This window comes from Actinorhabdospora filicis, assembly GCF_030269765.1.
GTDB classification, from domain to species: domain Bacteria; phylum Actinomycetota; class Actinomycetes; order Mycobacteriales; family Micromonosporaceae; genus Actinorhabdospora; species Actinorhabdospora filicis.
The window spans coordinates 1-1,367 of the sequence record NZ_BSTX01000012.1 but is presented as its reverse complement, the minus strand read 5'-3'; the positions used below and the strand labels follow the sequence as shown (position 1 = coordinate 1,367).

Sequence of the window (1,367 nt, the reverse complement as noted above, 5' to 3'; positions counted from 1 at the left end):
TTGCCGAAGCCGACGATTTTGCCGACGACCCAGTCGACGGCTTTCATGACGGGTTTGGAGAGTGCCTGGAAGAACTTCTTGACCTTGTCGGCGATCCCGCCGACCCCGAGGAGTGCGGCGAGGAACCCGATGAGGACCGGGATGCTCTTCGCCAGGGCGTTCTCGATCAGGGCGCCGACTCCGCCTGAGCCGCCTTTGGCGATGGCGATGATGGCGTCGAGGACGGAGTTGACGAACTCCATGATCTGGGCGCCGCGGGTGAAGATGAACGTGACGATGTCGATGATCGCCTTACACGCCTTGATGAACGCACTTGCGGGGTTGAGTAGGGAGATGATCCAGGTGATACCGGCGACGAGGACGGTGGGGACCAGGTATTCGGTGATCTTGCCGAGGAGGTTCTCCTTGAGGTCACCGACCTGTTCCTTGATGTCCTCCCAGATGCCTGCCACTCCACCCGAGGCGAGTTTCTGCGCGATCGGGACCGATGCCTCCACGGCGACCATGGCCTGCTCGGGAACACCCTTGGACACGATCCGGCCTCTGATGGCCGCCCAGGTGAGGCCGAGCATGGAGGCGATCATCCCGAGGATGCCCTGCAGGTCGAACTTCGCCGGCAACTGCAAACCCGCACCCGACGCGGTCCCCAGCAGCCACCCGATCAGGCCCTTCTTCAGGTGCCCTGCGATGTTGGCGATGAACGACTTCAAACCAGAACCGATGGCCGAGATCAGGTTGCCCAGGAACCCGATGGGGTCCTTGATGATCGCCATCACCGCCTGCACGGCACGGGCGAGGACGTTCATGAGCATGTTCTTCAGCTCGATGATCGTCTTGATGACACCCGCGACGGCGTCCATGGCCTTGGCGATCAGGCCCTTGTTCTTCTCCTTCTCGGCCGCGATCTCCTCATCCACGGCCTTCAACGCGTCGTTGTACTTGGTGGCGAGGGTATCGACGAGCTCGTTCTGCTTGGAGTTGACCTGCTCGGTGAGCTCATCGAACTTGCCCGTGAAGTCCCCGGCGGCCTGCTTCCCGATGGCCTGAAGGTCCTTGGGCAGCTTCTGGACCTCCAGCTGCAGGTCCTCACGGCCCTTCGCGATGCGCTGCTTGGCTCTACCGAGCTCGGTGCCGATCAGGTCGGCCACACCGGAGATCACGCCCTGCATCGCGGTCACATAGCCCTTGCGGGCCTCGACGAAGATCTGGTTGGCCTCCTCGGGCAGCCCTGCGAACTTGTCCTTGACCCACTTCAGCTTCCCCGTGAACCCCGAATACCTCTTGTCCTTGTAGGCGTCCATCCGCCGCTTGTGCTCGGCGGTGAACCCCTCACGCGCGACCTTCTCACCCTCAGAGAACTTCGCATC

The 1,367-nt window shown here is 62.3% G+C and carries 1 protein-coding gene; it reads right to left on the bottom strand.

Annotated features, from left to right (window positions below):
- The coding region (locus tag QSK10_RS34155) for a phage tail family protein (protein WP_285667722.1) at positions 1–1,367 on the bottom strand (1,367 nt) is incomplete at both ends.